Source organism: uncultured Paraglaciecola sp. (assembly GCF_937123705.1).
Lineage (GTDB): Bacteria > Pseudomonadota > Gammaproteobacteria > Enterobacterales > Alteromonadaceae > Paraglaciecola.
This window is the reverse complement of the sequence record NZ_CAKZKO010000174.1, coordinates 1-3,034: the sequence shown is the minus strand read 5'-3', so window position 1 is coordinate 3,034 and position 3,034 is coordinate 1. Positions and strand designations below refer to the sequence as shown.

At 43.9% G+C, this 3,034-nt stretch carries 3 protein-coding genes; all 3 read right to left on the bottom strand.

From position 1 onward, the window contains the following. Nucleotides 1–1,199 (bottom strand): TadE/TadG family type IV pilus assembly protein (locus tag Q0688_RS22500; RefSeq protein WP_299082662.1); only part of this gene is annotated, 1,199 nt, incomplete at its 3' end. A 16-nt stretch (nt 1,200–1,215) separates the two neighbouring features. Further along, entirely contained in the window at nt 1,216–1,464 is a 249-nt protein-coding gene (locus tag Q0688_RS22495) for a hypothetical protein (protein WP_299082660.1), read from the bottom strand. Nucleotides 1,465–1,474: 10 nt separating this feature from the next. Beyond that, nucleotides 1,475–2,929 carry a type II and III secretion system protein family protein gene (locus Q0688_RS22490; protein WP_004734456.1) on the bottom strand — a complete coding sequence of 485 codons (1,455 nt, stop codon included), beginning with the start codon at nt 2,927–2,929 and terminating at the stop codon, nt 1,475–1,477. Between the last annotated feature and the right edge of the window lie 105 nt (nt 2,930–3,034).

The following is a 3,034-nucleotide window of genomic DNA, read 5'->3' as shown; positions in this document are numbered from 1 at the left end:
CTACCAGATCCACCAGCAACACTGCAAGAGTGGATAAACTCACCAAAAACGGCGGGTGTACCTGAGTTGTTAGTTGGAGCTTTTTGTAACAAGAAAAAGCAGCCAATTTTGTTTACGGTAAAGTCAGTTGCACCACCACTTTTACCTGAGCAATCAACCATAGGAATGGGTAAAATACGACGCCAAGCAACACCATTAGATGCACACCCGGAACCACCGTTTGCTATACAGGCGTTGGTATCTGACTCATATTGAGCATAGGTATAACTTCCGTCAGAATCTATCTCTCCCGTACCTGCATCAATCGTTATTTCATTGGTAGGTTCTGTGGTTACATAATCTGAAGGGTAATCGGATGCCGATAAGCCACCACCATAATCGCCAAAACGAGTATTCAAACCATCGCCTGTGGGGCCAACCGTGCCACCAGGTTTCGTCGTGATATCTTCACCAATTTTGACTGGCTGGTCATAGCTACCACCTAAACCTTCTTTGACGGTTTTACCACCGGAACCGAAATCCAACAGATGATAATTACCGTTGCCCATTTCTGACAAGCTACTGTCACCCACCTTCAATGCGTGGACCGTTCCGACTTCATAGCCAAAGACATTAACTATCTCTTCGCCTGTCACATCGTGATAGCCATCTTCTGGGTCAATATCGTTATCCGAAGTGCCATCACCAATACACACCCCAATGGGTACAACGTTATTAACTACATCTTGCCCAGAGCTTGGCCCAGCAACGGCACTTGCCGATACTTCCTTATCAAGACCAAACATATGAATGAAAAATTCATCCATCTCTAGTGCATCTACGCGAACTCGCACATAAACATCATCACTTGCACCGAACGTCGCCGTGCCAGTAAAATCCTGTGGGTCATTCGAATAATCAATGCTTATAGAAGCGGTCGAGAAATCAATTTCTTGGTTCCCTGTTGAAGCCGCCATGGCATTGAGCGCCGTACCGACTTCTGCATCCACCGCGTCTTTATCTTTGCTATTGTCTAATATGGTTGCGGCAGCCAGCGCTGCAGAATCAACTGCATTTTGTAAGCGCGTTTTATTTACAACCATATGGTTTATGTCTACAGCTAGCGCTGAGACAGCTAGAAAAACCAACAAGGCAGCAGTAATCATCACCGCAACTAAGCCTTGTTGTTTTTTAGGGCTTTGTGATACTCGATACAACATATGAGTACCTCCAGATTTAGTTAAAATCTTCTAAGATCTGGCTACTACTTCCGGACAGATCGTTTTCACCTCTGCCAACATATCTGTCGTAACCAGTCTGCATCCGCTCCCCTGTACCATCAGGTACTTCGAGTAAATTCTCTTGGGTAGCATTAGGGTTATACGTTTGCTCTGTTTTCACTAGTGCTACCGAATGCCCTAAACGAGCATCGTTCGCACAGCCAACTAATAACATTGCGAGAAAGATCATCATTATTTTAGTCATATCTATCCCCTTATAAATCATGCCCAAATGAGCCTTCGCTACCACCATCAGTCGGTGATATATCCTGTGACGCTTGAGATTGCTCTGAATCAGATTCAGACGGTTCAGCTATGTAAGCGCCTCGGCCCAATAAGTAATATTCCAAGTCATTAGGGTCTACAAAAGCATCTGTGGGTAAGGTCACTTTGCTTCTATCAATAGGCTTTGCCAACCTTGGAGTTACTAAGATTACTAATTCAGTTTCTCCAGATATGTACTCTTGACTGTTAAAAAGTTGGCCTAAAATCGGCACATCTCCAAAACCTGGCATCTTGTTACTGATGTCCCTAACATTTTCACTCAACAACCCCGCAATACCAATAGTTTGCCCATCAGCTAGCTCCAGTGTTGATGACGCACTACGCCGAGTAATAGGTGGGATAAAATAAGTGGCATTGGTAGTACCCGGGTCAATGGTCAATGAGCTGGTATTGGCTATCTCGCTAACATCAACGGCTAGGTTTAAATTAATTTTCTTATCACTGAGTACCGTCGGTATAAATTTAAGCCCTACACCGTATTCTTTGTATTCTATGGTAATGCCATCTTCGTCTGGCACAGGGATAGGAAATTCACCACCGGCTAAAAACTCAGCCTTAGAACCACTTAATGCGGTTAAGTTCGGTTCAGCCAATACCTTAGCGACCCCGTTTTGTTTTGCTACGTCCAATGCGAAAGTAAACAGAGTATTACTATCAATGAAAGACCCTAATATGCCGTAGTCCGTCGACGTAGGAATATTGAAGATAGGCGTAGCCCCTAATACTCCGGCAGGTACAGAAGACGCCCCCCAAGAAAAGTCAGATCCACTGGTTTGGAAAAAATGGAAGTTCGCATCAAACTTTCTCACTAAGCTTCTTTGAACCTCGGCAACCGTCACCTCTAACATAACCTGTTGCGCGCCACCTATAGACATCAGGTTGATAACACCTGTCGCATCGGCTTGCTCACTGCCACTTTCATTAGATTTATCGGCGGTTTGCCCTGATGAATAAGTTTCCGCGATTCTCATCGCCACATTCATTTGTTGCTGGTTACTGACCTGGCCACTCAACAATAAGCGATTCTGCGCACTGTGCACTTCAATAGTTTCATCAGGAAGGAACTCATATAATTTAGCTTTGAGGCTATTAAGATCATGAGTAACCTCAATGTTAATAGACTCGATCAACTGACCTCGTGAATCCCAAGCCATTAGGTTTGTCGCACCTAATTTTTTACCAATTAAAAACAGTTCATTTGACTTTAAAATTACAATATCTAAGACTTCAGGATCACCAAGAGAAACCTTCGCCGCTTTTCCCGACAGCACCACATGCGTAGATTTATGATGTGGAACCGTGACTGTTTTTCCTGTCTGTAATGCCGCAACACTGGCCGTCGAAAAACAAATCAGGCTCAAAACACACGCAATTAATATTTTCATATTTCACCTCAATCCTTGACGCGCACATTAGATGTTTCTGTACCTTTGATAATGGTGACACTTGGTCTAGGCACATATCGACGAACCACTTTTTTCTCTACTTCG

What these genes read in the sequence shown, in the direction of transcription:
- Q0688_RS22495 (WP_299082660.1), bottom strand. Translation starts at nt 1,464, where the DNA reads ATGACTAAAATAATGATGATCTTTCTCGCAATGTTATTAGTTGGCTGT.
- Q0688_RS22490 (WP_004734456.1), bottom strand. Translation starts at nt 2,929, where the DNA reads ATGAAAATATTAATTGCGTGTGTTTTGAGCCTGATTTGTTTTTCGACG.